Origin of the sequence: Sulfolobus sp. A20 (assembly GCF_001719125.1) — an archaeon.
Lineage (GTDB): Archaea > Thermoproteota > Thermoprotei_A > Sulfolobales > Sulfolobaceae > Saccharolobus.
Window position 1 is genome coordinate 751,434 of record NZ_CP017006.1, and the last position, 15,273, is coordinate 766,706.

Sequence of the window (15,273 nt, forward strand, 5' to 3'; positions counted from 1 at the left end):
TAGGAAAAATAACAAGAACTTTGTGAAACTTGAAAACTGGCTTTACTTTTTAAGCTTTAATTACTTTCTTTTAGTATATGAAAGCAAGTGCTGATGAATATAGATTAAGTTTCTTTTTAAATAATGGATATCAAAGAAAAATTTGTAAAAATTGTCAGACTCCTTTTTGGACTAAAGATGAGAAGAGAGAAGTCTGTGCAGATATACCTTGTACTGACTATTACTTCTTCGATATACAAATCAAAAGTAATCCGTTAACCGTAAGAGAAGCAAGAGAGAAATTCTTATCTTTCTTTGAAAAGAGAGGGCACACTAGAATTCCTCCTAAGCCAGTCTTAGCTAGATGGAGAGAAGATTTGTACTTAACTATAGCCAGTATAGTCGATTTCCAGCCACATGTAACTAGCGGATTAGTTCCACCACCAGCTAATCCTCTAGTGATATCTCAACCAGCCATAAGGCTTGAAGATATTGACAACGTAGGAGTAACTTTTGGAAGACATTTAACAACATTTGAAATGGCAGCTCATCATGCATTTAATTACCCAGATAAATACATTTATTGGAAAGACGAAACTACTGAGTATGCTAAGGAGTTTTTCACTGAGGAAATAGGAATCCCAGAGAGCCAGCTTAATTTTAAGGAATCTTGGTGGGAGGGAGGAGGAAACGCAGGACCGTGTTTAGAAGTAACAGTTGGAGGGTTAGAACTAGCAACCTTAGTGTTTATGCAATACAAGATTGAAGAAAATGGAAACTATACACCTCTGAAATTAAAGATTGTTGATACCGGTTATGGAGTGGAAAGGATAGCTTGGATAACACAAAAGACTCCTACGGCATTCCACGCAATCTATGGTGACCTAGTTTATAAGTTTTTTAACAAAATTGGAGTCCCTTACGTAGATGATCAATTGCTTACTATATCCTCAAGGTTCGCTGGGCGTATAGATCCTGACAATCCAGATACTATAAAGACTCACAGAGAACTTGTAAGTAAAGAATTAAATGTAGATATTAAAAGAATTGACGAGGAGCTAACAAGGGCAGCAAGGGTTTTCCAGGTGCTCGATCACACTAAAACCATAATGATGATGCTAGCTGATGGTCTAGTTCCCTCTAATTCCGGTGAAGGTTATCTGGGAAGGCTGGTGATACGGAGGGCTCTAAGAGTATTAAAATTACTTGGATCTGATGTTAGACTTTATGAACTAGTAAAGGAGCAATTAGATTTCTGGAAAGAGGACTTTCCGCAAGTGTGGAAAAATAAAGATTATATTTTAGACGTCATTGAATTAGAGCAACAAAAGTTTGAGAACGTAGTAAGTAAAATACCTTCAATAGTTTCGAGTATATCTAAAAAGAAGGAAGTAAACACTGAAGATCTGATAGAAATATACGACTCCAATGGAATTCCTCCTGATTTAGTAAGTGAAGAGTTGAAAAAAAGAGGAATTAAAGTAGATATACCTCATAACTTTTATGGGTTAGTAGCAAAAAGACACCAGACCTCATCCATTAAAGAAAAAGAAAGGCAAAAATTGCCTAAGGAAGTGATGGAAATATTCTCCAAGGTTCCATCAACTGAAAAGTTGTATTACAAGGATCAATATATGAGGTCTTTTGAGGCTAAAGTAATACAGGTGTTTAAAAATTATATTGTCTTGGACAGAACAGCGTTCTACCCAGAAGGTGGTGGACAATTAGGAGATACTGGAGTAATATATGATATAAACAATAACGAAAATTACAAGGTTATTGACACGCAAAAAGTTGGTGAAGTGGTAGTTCACGTATTAGATAAAGAACCTAAAATTAAGGCTGGTGATATTGTAAAAGGTGAAATTGATTGGGAGAGGAGATACAGATTAATGAGACATCACACAGCTACTCACATAATTCTAGCTTCTGCCAAAAGAGTTCTAGGGGATCATGTTTGGCAAGCTGGTGCTGAGAAAACACCAGAAAAAGGAAGACTTGACATAACTCACCATAAGCCATTAACAGAAGAGGAAATCAAGCTCATAGAAGATTATGCAAATAAAGTTATTGCTGATAGGAGACCAGTAAGACCAATAGAGATAAATAGAATAGAAGCTGAAATGAAGTATGGCGTTTCGATTTATGAAGGAGGGGTTCCAAATTCGGCGATAATAAGATTATTAGAGATAAAGGATTGGGACATTGAAAGTTGCGGAGGTACACATGTTAGTAATACCAGCGAAATAGGTTCTGTGAAAATAATTAACGTTGAAAAAATTCAAGATGGTGTCATAAGATTGGAATATGTGGCGGGAAGTGCATTAGTAGATTATACTAGAGAGTTAGAGAAAAAGATTGACGAAATCTCGAAAATAATTAACGTTGACTCTTCGCAAGTAGCCTCTAGATTAAAAAGAATATTAGACGAAAAGAACAACGTTGAGGAATTATTATCTCATTATAGAAAAATATACGAAAATCTTATAATAAGTACAATAAAGCCGTACGAGATTAACGGAATAAAAATATACGTTTTAGAAGGGCTAGAAGATGAGGAGGAGATAAAGGAGATAACGCGAAAGATAACATATTCTCAAAATAATATTGTTGTAAGCATTACTGATAATAAATTACAAATAGGTACTTCGAAAAATATTGACGTGAGTAAAATAGTAGAAGAATTTAGAAAAATTGGCGGAAGAGGTGGGGGTAAAGGTACTTTTGCCAACATATTATTGGATCAGCGTAGAAGTAAGGAACAAATAATTGAAATTATTAAAAGAGGGATATTAGTGTAAATTAATGAATATTACCAGAAATATAAAGGATGCTTACATCGATTATAAATATTTTTTAAATAGGGGCTATTCTAGAAAGATAGCACTAGATGCCATCAGTGCCAGATATAATTTAAGTAGATTAGAAAGACTTTTGCTTTATAGATGTGTACATTCTGATTCAGAGATAACTAATGTTAAGTCTAAGATAATTGAAACTAATAAGGAACTAGTAATAGATGGTTATAACGTAGCATTAACGTTAATAGCTGGAATGAAAGGAGAGGAAATTTATGAGTGTGACGATGGTTTCTTTAGAGACTTAGGACTTGGTAAACATAAAAATAGTGAAATGTTATCTGATGTTCTGGTATTGGTGGTTGAATATTGTGAGAAATTAAAAATCAGATGTGAAGTTATTTTGGATAAACAAATAAGTAAAAGTGGAGAGATATCTTCAGAGTTGAGGAAAAGGGGGATAATCGCTAAAACTGTAGATAAAGCTGATAAAGAAGTAATTATATCAAAGAAACCAGTATATAGCAATGACTTCGTAATCCTTTACAATTCTCATATGATATCTACAGTTTTAAATGATCTTTTTCAAGATTACAAAATCGTAAAGTTAAATTGGTGAAGAGCAGTTATCTACTAAAAAATAATTAGATGTCTCTAAGAGCTAGTATTATTATCAGTACCTGACTTCCTCCCTGCTATAAATGGCGAGGCTTTCCTTAACCTTATAAGACATAAATTATTAGCTAGTATCTTACTTCACTTGAGGAGGATGAAAGAAAAATTTTAATGGAGTTTTCCATATAGTTATATTGGACCCGTAGCTCAGCCAGGATAGAGCGCCGGCCTCCTAACAAATTAGGAGGAAAGCCGGTGGTCGCGGGTTCGAATCCCGTCGGGTCCGCGCATAAATTGTTATGTATCAATCTAATTTTTATCAAAAGTTTACTATTTATTGAACTACGATCTTTTCTGTTAATTACACGCATTTTGATATTACGCTGTAACTAAGATTTTCCTTATTTCTGAAAATTTATTTGTAACATATTCAATAAGATCCACATATAGCAATCGTTAATTACTATCTTATCGAAAAGTTCTTTGAATTATAGATTAGGTAATTTTTAAGCAGTATAAGTAGGCATTGAGCTTAAGTTTAAATCCTAATAGAAAAGAATAAACTTGATTAGAAATGTTAGGTACAAAAATATCGTTGAAGTACAGCGTGCTAATACCTATTCTAGGGTTTACTCTATCCTCTTACTCTATGGTTAATTTTGTATTTTATTCACAGTACATCGACTATAGTAAAGTAGTAGACTTCATCCTAATAGGGGCACCTTTTATAGGAAGAGCTCTAACACCAATTACGTATGGAATACTTGTATCGAGAGTAGGAATAAGCAGAATCCTTTATAGCTCATTGGGCAGTATGGGACTGATTGACTTATTCGAATATTATACTTATGACTTTGATACACTTTTAGTTCTTAGAATAATAATCGGTATATTATTTGGATTATCAACTTCAGCATCAGTTGAGTTAGCTACAGAGAGTAAGAGCAATATCATAGTAGGAATGACAATGGGAGGATGGGCATTGGGCTGGGTTCTGGCAGCTACAACAGCGTTCATATTGGAACAGAGAATGTTGTTAGCAAGTGTAGTATTGATAGTAATAGCATTACCATTATTACTAAAATCCAGCAATCTTCAAACATTTATAGGAGGCAACAAAATGAATTTGGCATTCTCGGCTGAGGCTTTGTTAATATTTTTACTAGGTTTCGAACCAGCATATATATTACAAGTAGTTCCTTCATTACTAGGTGATGGGCTATCAATACAAATATCACTAATCGCTTATCTAATCTCATTTGCATTTTATATCTTATTTTCTATCTTAAAAGATAAAATAAAGACTCTAATAATATCGTCATTGATCGTGGGAATATTGGGATTTCTATCATTCTTCCTCTTAATACCATGGATTTTTATACCTTTTACAGCCTTAGGTCTAGGAACTAATGCGATATTACCTATAATAGCTAAAATGACGGGTATAGAACCTAGGAGAATAGGGCCTAGTATGAACTTAGCTTCGCTTAGTGGATTTATAATACCAGTAGGAGTAGAATTGGGTAATGTTCTTTATAACTCAGCTGTATTAACTCTGATTACCAGCATAATGCTTGTTACTTTTGTATATCTTAGAACTAGAGCCTCCCGTTACTAGTTTTTGCTATTAATAAACTTGAATATTTTAGGCTAAACTTCCTATTGATTATAGTTTTTAATTATTTGCAATAGGAATATAATTTTATAATTACTATTACAAAATGACGAAAGCCCCACCATTCATGGCGGGATGGAAAAAGTTTCTTAAAAGTCAATATTGTTGGGAGGGGTTCTCTAAGCCTCTCGACTGCCCCTCAAGTGAGAGATGTAAACACAAATCGATGAGGGGAACCCTCGCCATTTATGGCGGGGAGGAAGTCAGATGTTGAAAACTATATTTGCTCAAAACGCATGATTTAGCACTTCTTTTTGCTCCATAAAAGGTTATAACCTAAATTTGGGTAAAAGCTTTTTATAGCTGTTACTTGGTATGTCTTGATCTAAAATGGCTGATATTAAAACTATAGGTTTTGCCATAGTAGCTATAATATTAGTCGTAATAGCCGCTGTAGGTTTTTATGAATATTCAGTAGCTAACTCGAAGTATTTAAGCCTTGAAAGTAATTATCAGTCTGTACAAAGCCAATACATGACATTACAAGGCAATTACACTAAGCTAAATCAGACTTATGGACAATTAGCCTCTAAATACAGTGAACTTGAAGGATTGTATCAAACTATGTTAATGTATGCTAAGAATAATTATACCTTATACAAGCAAGCGGAGTCAAACTATACTTATTATAAAATGTTATATCAACAAATGTTACAAGAAGTTAGTAAGTTAAACGTCACTGGCTATAGACCTGGGGCTGCCCTAGCTACAGTACTACAGTTTTACGATGGAATAGCAATAGAATCACCTTCCGATGTTTTGCCATATTTGGCTCCAAACTTCACAGCAATGATAATAGGGCAACCTTTTGCGGGAACGTATAATCTAAATACGTTTAACAGTACTTGGCTCTCTGATTTCTTTGGAACTTACGAAACAGTGTACTTCTACACTACAGCATTACCTACAGTGACTCCAATTAATGGAAATGTCTACAATATAACTGACGTAGTACAGTACTTTGTAGCTCCCACCAGTGATCCAGTATATCTACAAGTTTTTAACGCAAGTAATACTATAATTGTTCAATTCATAAATGGAATGCCAGAAATAACAGAGTTGATGTGGAAAGGAAATGAGGTTTCTCCTTCAGCTGTGATAGCAGGTTATCCTTCTCAACATTCACTACAAGCTAATCAAGTTTTAGAAGAGTTCTTATCACAAATTAACGCATTAGGTGCTGAGTTCCCAGCTAACACTATAAGCCAGAGTTTTGCTCCTAATGCACAGTTAATATTAACTGGACAATTGCCACCAGTCTTTAAAGTAGGAACATATAATGGTACTTCAAACATACAAAAGGTATTTAGAACATGGGATAACTACTTCATATTTGCCCTAACTTACGTTCAAAATCTATTACCGAATGGCACAGCAGTACCTCCTACCGTTGAGGTCATGCTAACGCCTTCAGGTGCTAATGCTGAAGTTATAGCAAATGATACTGTATTCTTCGGATTTGTCAATCAAGGTGAACCAAACTTCCCAATGATATATGATTTGCACGTTGACATTAATGCATATTTTAGTTACAATACTACCACCGCGTCTTGGCAGATAACTAAGGAAGTATGGAATGTAACTCAAGTAAATGCATTGTCTGATACTATTTACTATAACCTAAACCAACCCATAATGAAAGTAAGTGGAGAGCAGACAGTAATGGTAAACGCTACTAGTGGCCAAGGATATGCATTACAAGTAGGTAATATGATGGTAATTGTTAAACCTCACACATATGCTGAACTAGCTAACGGAACATTATTACCAGTATATAACTTCTCTTTAGTTACATTTAGTCTCGAAGCGATATATCCGCCAGCAGCTCAATACAACTTAACTCCTCTGTTTGCATTTGCCTTCGCAGTTAATGGACAAATAACACCGGCTATATCGTTAGTAACTAACGTTAATGGAAAAATAGTAGCACAAGCCCCAATAACTATGGTATGGGCGCCTGATACATGGACTTCTTGGACATGGTTTGGTGGGACTTTTAATGGTACTGCTTATATTGGAGGGAGTTATAAGTTTGCTGATCACTGGCTATACGGAAATGGAGTAATGATTAATGTTCAATTCTTTAAGCCAGTTATATGGATTTTCGAATCTTCAGAGACTCCAGTCGCTACGCCACCTAAACCAGTACAAGTTAGTGTCAGTCCAGCATATGGGTTAACCCCAGTAAATGTTTACAGCTACGAAATCAATGGTACACAAGGTGGTGTAGCCTTTGCTGGAAACATGATAGTTGTAGTACAACCAAATACAAAGATAGTAACTCCGTCTGGTAACTTAACTGTATTCAACTTCTCCGTAGTCTTCTATAATCCTGCTAATGCTGGAAATGCACCAAACGGACAAGCACCCATATTAGCATTTGCCTATGCAATTAATGGAAATGTGACATTTAGTTATTCATCAGTTAATTCTGTAACCGGACAAGCTAATCCATTTATAACGATAATACTTACTCCAAGCCAAGATGTGACTATGTGGACATGGGGACCTAAGGGGTACTTATTTGAAGATCCTATAATAGTAGGTAATGGAGTAGTAATTAACCTAACATTCTTCAAGCCAGTACCATGGATACTGACTGCACCAGTAACATCTTCGACCAGTACCTCAACAAGTATGAGTTCATCTTCGACTACATCAACTACATCTACGTACACATGGGGAGGATAAATTATAGTTTAAGGAGTTAATCTTTTTTTCTTTCTATTGTATGCTATAGTTATTGTATGATTAAGATTACCTCTGTTAATGGGAATATTATAGAGGGATTAGTACCAGCAAGATGCGCATTAGGATACTATCACGTAAAAGTTAGGATAAGTGGTTATAAGATAGAGAGTTCAGAATGTGAATGCGGAGAAAAAATATGTAAACATGCAATTCAACTCTTTTTACATTATCAGAGGACGAGAAAATGACAATAATAATGATCAGACCTTCCGGTGAAATAGCTTTAAAGTCTCCAAGAACTAGAAAAAACTTTGAATATACTTTAGTTAATAACATAAAAAATAGTTTAAAAGTAGAGAAGATTTGGATAAGCCAAGGCCTAATATATTTAGAGACTAACTCTGATTATATAGATACTCTTAGTAAAATGTTCGGTGTAGCATATTTCTCGCCAATTATAATTTATGACTTTAGTGATTTGCATGATATAGTTAATAAAGCTGAAGAAGTTTTCTCTGAGGTAGTAAAAGATAAGACTTTTGCAGTACGCGTTAAAAGAATAGGTAAACATAATTTTTCAAGCTTAGATGCTCAAAGAGAGATTGGATCAAGATTATACAGATACAGTAGGGGCGTGAATTTAGAAAATCCAGAGGTAGAAGTGTTTTTAGACATAAGGAATAACAAGGCTTACCTCTATTATAAAAAATATAAGGGTCCTAGAGGTCTCCCTGTAGGAATAGCAGGTAAGACTATAGTATTGTTTTCTGGTGGAATAGATTCACCAGTAGCGACATGGATGATAATGAAGAGGGGAGCATTACCAGTTATCCTTAACTTTAATTTAGGTGGAGAGATTCACAAAAGAGTAGTGAATGAAGAACTAAGTGTATTAAAGAGTTGGAGTGGTGGGCACAAATTAAAAGTATATATGGTTAAAGGTATGGAAGTCATGATTAAAATAGCTAAATTAGAGAATAGAAAATACAACGTAGTATTACTTAAGAGAATCATGTATAGGACTGCAGAAAGGCTAGCTGAGAAATTTAATGCACATTCCATCACGACTGGAGAATCACTATCTCAAGTTTCATCACAAACAATGAAAAATCTATACGTTACAGAATACGGAATTAACATGCCAATATTTAGACCATTAATTGGTTTTGATAAGGAGGATATAATAGATCTAGCCAGAAAGATAGGAACTTATGAGTTCTCGATTAAACTTCCAGAATATTGTGCAATATCTAGTAAGTCATCTACATCAGTTGATTTGAAAAATATTCTTGAGCTGGAGGAAAAAATTAATATAGATTATGACATTCTAATAGATAGTGCAGAAGTAATTGAAATATAGATCAGTACTCACACGCGCACATCACTGCTCAGTCCGGGGTTCACACATCATTACTCTAGTTTTTTAATAACTCTCTTAAAAATTTTTCTAGTTCACTCTTTGTTTCAACTAAACTATTATAGTGTCGTGGAGGACTTTTGAAATAGTAACCACAAACCTCTTTGACAGCACCACCTATTCCCTTACTTAAGAGGATCTTGGCTATTCGAATTAAATCAATCAATGGACTTACAGCATTAATTGAGTCATAAGTCTTTAGCGAAATGTCTATCCTTACTGGAATTCCTATGCCATAAATTCCCTCAATTACCATATAACTAACTCGTCTGTCTTTGAGGAATTCCACGTAATCTGATGTACCAGCGACTACTTCTGCCCCATTTGAATATTGAGAAATATATGAAGACTTAATGCCTTTTTTAACATCTTTTCTCCATTCCTCTAATGTTACTAATGCCTCAGTAGATCCAGCAATGTCTACTTGATATGATCTTAAAATCTTTACACCTCTACTTTTCAAAAACTCAATAATTCCAGTATGCGTTATCGTACCGCCTATTTGGCTTAATAAATCATCTCCTAGTACTGGAATTCTCTTTTCAGCGAACTTATACCCCATTTCTTTAGCTATAGGAGTTGGAGTAGCATTTACGAAAGATGTACCAACATTAAGAGAAGCTAGAGCATAAAAATTGCTCGCATTAATGGCACCTGTAGGTAATAAGTTTACCATAACTTCAACCTTTTCTTCTTTTAAAACATCTTCAATATCAACAGGTTTGTCCTCTGACTCCTCTATAATATTTGAGAGTATTCCGGAGTTGCCGTCAAATGTGGGTCCTCTTAAGACCATTATATCATTTTTAACGTCTACGTATTTATCAACAACATTTGGTTTAGAAAATATTGCTTCCCTTAGCTTTTTATTAACCTTTCTTTTATCAATATCAAAAGCCACTACGATATCTAGCTCTGAAGGTTTTATTGGCAAATCTAGTATTCCATAAATCTCTCTCCCATTTTTGGCTAACTCAATAGCTTGTACTAGCGCTGACGCGACATTTCCTACTCCTATTAATCCTACTCTAACCAATTTGCGCCACCAAGATTTGAAAGATTAACGGAATTACTATTCCTAATATAATACTTAAAATTGCCGAAATAATAGCTGAATCTCTTTCTGAACTTTTAATCATCTTAAATTCACCATCTCTAAACATCTCTCTTATTATCGGAATGTAGTATCCAGCTGAAATAGCACTATTAAGTACAGCTATTATTGTAAGCCATGGGTATATAAATGAGCTCTCAAATAAGAATAGTTTTCCCCAGAACCCAAAGATAGGAGGTATTCCGAGAAGACTTAAAATCAATATAGTAATTGCAAAAGTTAATGGTCTATCTTGTGAGGATAATCCCCTTAATCCTGAAATATCTGACGTACCAGACACCTTCTCTACATGACTTACCGTTCCAAATAGACCCACTTGGGCTATGCCATAAGCTAAAGATTGAACTAGTATACCAATAATCGCTATTGTAGGTGATAATGGAAACATAGCAAACCCTATGAGAATATAACCGACTTGAGTTATTGAGCTGAACGATAATATTGATGCTATATCTTTTCTGGAAAATGCTGTTATATTACCCACTATCATACTACCAATTGATATAACAATGAATATTACAATTTCTAAGAAGTTTGGATCTGATAGATAAATTACTCTAAATAAGGGAATTATGCCTACTAATTTACCTACACTTGAGATGAAGGCTACTGAAATTCTATCAGAGTTAGTATAAACATCAGGTAGCCAAGCTTGAAAGGGAAAAGCACCCATCTTAAATAAGAAAGCAATTGATATGAAAGTAATTGCAAGATAAAAGACGTCAGGATAAACAATTGAAGTAGTGAAGAAAAGAGAATTTGTAGACACTAAATATGAGGCGAACCCTATAATCATCAAAGAGCTAGAAACTAGTCCCATGATTAAGTATTTTATACCAGCGTCAACTGACAAGTAATCCTTATGTAACATAGTAATTGCGTAACTTGCAGCTGATGAAATAGCCCATGATACTAGGATAACCACTATGTTATTAGCAAATGACATATATAATAATCCTAAAACTGATAACATCATTAAAGAGATCATTGATGACCTAGTGCTCCAACTAATTAAATGGTCTTTCGAGTTAAGAATACTCAGAAGTCCAATTGATATTGCAGTAATAGCAAAGAAATAGCCAGGCACATCAACTATCAAATTTCCTGAGAAAAGCTTGTAATTTACTAACCCACTACTCCAAGAATATATGAAAGTAGCTATACTAATTAACATAAAGACAATCGATAGCCATATACCTAGTTTGAATCTTCTATCGTCCCTGCCATTATCAATATATAATATTAATATGGAAATTAATAAAAAGAGAAACGATGGAATTAAAATTGGTAGATAGAGTAGGAAGTTAGTCATTTATCCAATCACCCCAAATAATATTAGAACTATAATTAATAATACGACTACACCCCATGCATAAAGTAAAATGTAGTCACCGAGCACATGATCTTCTATTACGTTATATATCCTAGATCCAAAATTAGTTATGGACCTTGGTAGTTTCTCATTAAGACCTATATCAACAGCACCTCTCTCAAATGATCTGAATAAAGTGTTAGAAAATCCTTGGAAAGCATATCCAAACTTATCGAAAGCTGGATTAACATACCAGCCATAATATCCAAAATCCAATAGACTTTTGATTGAATTAAGATTTAGCGTCCTGGTATACACTAAAAATGCAATAATCCAGCCTATCGCGGACAAGACTAGACTTATGTAGTCAATCTGCGTGTAAGTTATTATTCCAAAGAATGAAGCTATATAGAAGTAAACTCCTCCCAATATTATGGAAGCTAAGATTAAGAACGCTGGACTAATTACCATTATCATACTCAAATGTCCATGAGATTTCTCCTCTGAATTACCTCTCCATAAGAAGGTTCTGGATATGTACCTTAGAATATATAGAGAGCCTAAGAATTCCAAAATTACATAAACGTAGAATATAGCAGGTATAGAAGACGTTAAATTTCCTATGAAGTCGTGGGCCCAGAAACCAATTAGTGGAGGCAAATTAGCAAGATTTAAAGCGGCTATAAGCTGTAGTATGAAAACTGATGGTAATTCTCTATATAATAAAGGTCTTGAGCCTACATACCTACTTTCAGTGAAGTGTATTACTGATCCTGCGTTCATGAATAACGATGCCTTATATATTCCGTGTGCTATCATTTGTATAAGTCCTATTATTATTCCTAGTTGAATGTCGCTTAATAGTGCTCCTAAAGAGGAAGAGAAGATCATTAAGGAAATTTGATCTGCTGTGGAAAATGCTAAAATTACTTTTTGTTCATTAGTAGCCAAGGCATTTACGCTAGTATAAATTGCAGTAAATAGTGTTATTCCCACCATTATCTCGAAAAATAATAAAGTATTTCCATTTACTTGAATGAAAGGATAGGCTAGAAACGTTAATATTGCCCCTAGATTGACCATAGTTGCCGCATGTATTAGAGCACTAACCGGCGTAGGTCCTGTCATAGCTGTTAACAACCACTGTGTGAACGGAAATTGAGCACTCTTTGAGAGGCCTCCTAAGAATAATATTAACAATAATATCCAAGCTAGTGAATGTGAAGACAAAGTCGTCAGACTGGAGAAAACTGTGATCGTAATATTTGATATAGGATAAATAATGAAATTATATCCCGATAATGCAATAAGGTAGCCTAATACTGCCAAGAAACCCACATCTCCCACCCTAGTGAATATTAATGCTCTAATACCACTGGTTGTTGGTTTAGAGACGTACTCATATCCGAATATCTTCCTTCCGAAATCACCTACAACATTCATGGGATTATCATCTAGCCAATAGCTAATTAAACCGTAAGATGCTAAACTTGTTCCTTCCCATCCTGCAATGAAGAATAGTATATTGTTAGCCAACACCACAGATAACATGGAGCTTACAAATAGACCAAAGAATCCCCAATATCTCCTTAATACACTATCCTCCTTCATATACCCAATACTATATAAGGCTATAAAGAAAGATAAGGAAGAAACAAATAAAGCTAGAATTGATTGAAGCAAATTGGAACTCAATTGTATGTATCCATAAGAGAATGAATAAATTGGATGCCCAAATAAAGGTTCGCCTATATTGTTAACTAGCAATATTATGGATAATAACGTTGATACACCTATAGTAAATACAACTACTGCACCTCTAATATCTTGATTTAGAGATTTAGGAGTTATTAGTGCTATTAGCGAACCTAAGAGTGGTAAAAACACTATTAACGGTAGAATTATCGAATTTGTGAATAATGACAGAAAAGTTAGTGAAGGCGCTGCTAATTGAGGTAAGAAGAATAATACTATACTGGATATCGCTACAAGAATCATAGAAATTGAGTATTCTTTTACATTATCTACACTTAATACTTCTTTCTTCCCTGCGTAAACTTTCTTAAATAAGTAACCTGCGTAAGCTGAGGATGTCCCGATTGCTATCATAGTAAACGCTACTAGTAGGACAAATGGAGCTAAACCTATTTTCCCTAAAATAGTACCTTCAGAAAATATTAGCAAAGCTTCACTAACTAAACCAATAGTAGGTGGTAAACCTAGAAGGTTCATAACTCCGATAAAGGACAGTGTGGAATGGAGAGGAGAGGATAAGTATAAGCCCCCTAGATTATCTATATTTCTCTCGTTTAACTCAGTTATTGACGCACCAGCACTCATGAATAGTAAAGCCTTTCCGAATCCATGAGAAACGTAAATTAGAATGCTTGCCAGTATTCCTAATGGTAAGGAGGCAATAGAAGACTGTAATCCAGATATAAAAGCAATAGACGCCCCCAATAACATGTATCCCATCTGCGACACACTAGAATAAGCGAGGAACCTCTTGAAATCTTTCTGAGCTAAAGCATTTACCCCGCCGTATATCATTGTAATTAGCGCCCATGCTATGAATATTGGAGCTACGAAGCTCATTAAATGGAATAAATAGTAATAAATTATTACTACAAATATCCCTAACCCTACCATGTTGGGACTCAAAAGAATCGAAATGGGAGTTGGTGCTTCACCGTGAGCATATGGTAACCAAATATTAAAACCAGCTTGTGCACCTTTAATGAACATCCCTATTACGGCAATAATAAACACTAACAAACTATAAGGTATTACAGAATAATCCATGAAATGATATGCAGAAACATAAATATCCATAGTGCCGGTTGTTAGTCCTATTATTATTATTGATGCTAAGAGTAAAATAGTCCCAATGTGAGTCCAAATGAAGTACATTAGACTAATTCTACGCCTATCCCCATAACCATATAACGCTATCAATAAGAAAGAGGATATTAAGGAAATTTCTAGAAATATATATAACTCTAAAAGATTAATTGATGAAACTACGTAGAGCATTGAAAGAGCAAACAATGAGTATAAAGCATAGTATAAACCCCAATTATACTTCTTCTCCTCACTGAACTTATGCTCCATATACCTCAATGAATAGAGCGTAGTCACTGAAGTTACTACCAAGATTGTAATAATAAACGGGAAATTCAAATTATTTACCGTAACTCCAAAATAACCAACATACTTAGAGATGAATATCTTCTCGAAGTCTCCTAACATAAATAGATATGGTACATTTAATAAAATTGAGACTAAACTTAGACCAAAAGCCAAATATTTTGATCTAACAAAAAATATAATTATAGATATTATAAATGAAATAATCAATAGTGTAAACAATATGGGAATCATCTCTCATTCTACCTCCAACTTACCCTTTTGCCTATAATAGAGAATTATAGCCGCAATTGCAACTATTACTTCTGTTAGAGCCATACCTATTGCAAATAAAGAAAATATAATTGAATTATAAATAATTCCAGAAATACTTGAAAATGAAAAAATAAATAAAATAGCAGAATTTAAGATTATTTCCGATGAAAGTAAAACTCTGATAATGTTTGTAGTAGATGACAGTCCATAAAATCCTATGCCAATTAATATACCAGATAGCACTAATCCAAGTAAGCCTAAGACTATCAT

General features: G+C 34.3%; 10 protein-coding genes and 1 tRNA gene. 7 read left to right on the plus strand and 4 right to left on the minus strand.

All coding sequences use genetic code 11. From position 1 onward, the window contains the following. Nucleotides 1-77: 77 nt before the first annotated feature. From alaS to thiI, 7 genes are all read left to right on the plus strand, one after another. A complete protein-coding gene (gene alaS / locus BFU36_RS04135; RefSeq protein WP_069282402.1) occupies nucleotides 78-2,780 on the plus strand; it encodes an alanine--tRNA ligase in 2,703 nt (900 codons plus the stop codon). 4 nt (nucleotides 2,781-2,784) lie between these two features. After that, the gene (locus BFU36_RS04140; protein WP_069282403.1) at nucleotides 2,785-3,396 is read left to right on the plus strand and encodes a DUF434 domain-containing protein; all 612 of its coding nucleotides are present in this window, start codon (nucleotides 2,785-2,787) and stop codon (nucleotides 3,394-3,396) included. Nucleotides 3,397-3,588: 192 nt separating this feature from the next. Then, nucleotides 3,589-3,678 (plus strand) — tRNA-Arg (locus tag BFU36_RS04145). A 288-nt stretch (nucleotides 3,679-3,966) separates the two neighbouring features. Then, entirely contained in the window at nucleotides 3,967-5,010 is a 1,044-nt protein-coding gene (locus tag BFU36_RS04150; RefSeq protein WP_069282404.1) for a transporter, read from the plus strand. Nucleotides 5,011-5,397: 387 nt separating this feature from the next. Next, nucleotides 5,398-7,758, plus strand: a complete 2,361-nt coding sequence (locus tag BFU36_RS04155; RefSeq protein WP_069282405.1) for a hypothetical protein — start codon at nucleotides 5,398-5,400, stop codon at nucleotides 7,756-7,758. A gap of 56 nt (nucleotides 7,759-7,814) precedes the next feature. Then, nucleotides 7,815-8,006 carry a hypothetical protein gene (locus BFU36_RS04160; RefSeq protein ID WP_231961231.1) on the plus strand — a complete coding sequence of 64 codons (192 nt, stop codon included), beginning with the start codon at nucleotides 7,815-7,817 and terminating at the stop codon, nucleotides 8,004-8,006. After that, nucleotides 8,003-9,118, plus strand: coding sequence for a tRNA uracil 4-sulfurtransferase ThiI (gene thiI, locus BFU36_RS04165; protein WP_069282406.1), 1,116 nt, complete (start codon nucleotides 8,003-8,005; stop codon nucleotides 9,116-9,118). Before BFU36_RS04160 ends, thiI begins: the two co-directional genes overlap by 4 nt. 55 nt (nucleotides 9,119-9,173) lie before the next feature. Here the strand turns inward: thiI and BFU36_RS04170 are convergent, their stop codons facing one another. From BFU36_RS04170 to BFU36_RS04185, 4 genes are read right to left on the minus strand one after another with little or no spacing between them, the layout of a single operon-like run. Continuing rightward, entirely contained in the window at nucleotides 9,174-10,211 is a 1,038-nt protein-coding gene (locus tag BFU36_RS04170) for an inositol-3-phosphate synthase (RefSeq protein WP_069282407.1), read from the minus strand. Beyond that, nucleotides 10,204-11,601, minus strand: a complete 1,398-nt coding sequence (gene nuoN, locus BFU36_RS04175) for an NADH-quinone oxidoreductase subunit NuoN (protein ID WP_069282408.1) — start codon at nucleotides 11,599-11,601, stop codon at nucleotides 10,204-10,206. The genes BFU36_RS04170 and nuoN overlap by 8 nt, the downstream gene beginning before the upstream one ends. Then, the gene (locus tag BFU36_RS04180) at nucleotides 11,602-14,982 is read right to left on the minus strand and encodes a proton-conducting transporter membrane subunit (RefSeq protein ID WP_069282409.1); all 3,381 of its coding nucleotides are present in this window, start codon (nucleotides 14,980-14,982) and stop codon (nucleotides 11,602-11,604) included. 3 nt (nucleotides 14,983-14,985) lie between these two features. Next, on the minus strand, nucleotides 14,986-15,273 hold the full coding sequence (locus tag BFU36_RS04185) for an NADH-quinone oxidoreductase subunit K (RefSeq protein ID WP_069282410.1): 288 nt from the start codon (nucleotides 15,271-15,273) through the stop codon (nucleotides 14,986-14,988).

Coding starts and splice junctions, on each gene's coding strand:
- alaS (WP_069282402.1), top strand. CDS start 78: ATGAAAGCAAGTGCTGATGAATATAGATTAAGTTTCTTTTTAAATAAT.
- BFU36_RS04140 (WP_069282403.1), top strand. CDS start 2,785: ATGAATATTACCAGAAATATAAAGGATGCTTACATCGATTATAAATAT.
- BFU36_RS04150 (WP_069282404.1), top strand. CDS start 3,967: ATGTTAGGTACAAAAATATCGTTGAAGTACAGCGTGCTAATACCTATT.
- BFU36_RS04155 (WP_069282405.1), top strand. CDS start 5,398: ATGGCTGATATTAAAACTATAGGTTTTGCCATAGTAGCTATAATATTA.
- BFU36_RS04160 (WP_231961231.1), top strand. CDS start 7,815: ATGATTAAGATTACCTCTGTTAATGGGAATATTATAGAGGGATTAGTA.
- thiI (WP_069282406.1), top strand. CDS start 8,003: ATGACAATAATAATGATCAGACCTTCCGGTGAAATAGCTTTAAAGTCT.
- nuoN (WP_069282408.1), bottom strand. CDS start 11,601: ATGACTAACTTCCTACTCTATCTACCAATTTTAATTCCATCGTTTCTC.
- BFU36_RS04180 (WP_069282409.1), bottom strand. CDS start 14,982: ATGATTCCCATATTGTTTACACTATTGATTATTTCATTTATAATATCT.
- BFU36_RS04185 (WP_069282410.1), bottom strand. CDS start 15,273: ATGATAGTCTTAGGCTTACTTGGATTAGTGCTATCTGGTATATTAATT.